The sequence below is a fragment of the Martinezella calliandrae genome, assembly GCF_030272695.1.
Lineage (GTDB): Bacteria > Pseudomonadota > Alphaproteobacteria > Rhizobiales > Rhizobiaceae > Rhizobium > Rhizobium calliandrae.
The window spans coordinates 1-331 of sequence record NZ_JARFYN010000241.1; the positions used below are offsets into that span (position 1 = coordinate 1).

The 331-nt window shown below is 69.8% G+C and carries 1 protein-coding gene; it reads left to right on the top strand.

From position 1 onward, the window contains the following. A partial coding sequence (locus tag PY650_RS36930; RefSeq protein WP_285885061.1) for an AMP-binding enzyme occupies positions 1-331 on the top strand: 331 nt, incomplete at both ends.

Sequence of the window (331 nt, forward strand, 5' to 3'; positions counted from 1 at the left end):
ACGAGCAGGTGAAGATCCGCGGCTTCCGCATCGAGCCGGGCGAGATCGCCGCACGGCTTTGCGAGAATGCCCTGGTGCGCGAGGCCGTCGTGGTGGCGCGCGAGGACCGCGCCGGCGACAAGCACCTTGTCGCCTATGTGGTTGCGAGCGAGCATGCCGACGGAGCCGAGGGCTCCGACCTTGCCGGCGCCTTGCGCGCGCACGTCAGCGGGCAACTGCCGGATTACATGGTGCCGTCGGCCTTCGTGCGGCTCGATACCCTGCCGCTGACACCGAACGGCAAGCTCGACCGCAAGGCGCTGCCCGTTCCCGACGACGACGCCTATGCGCG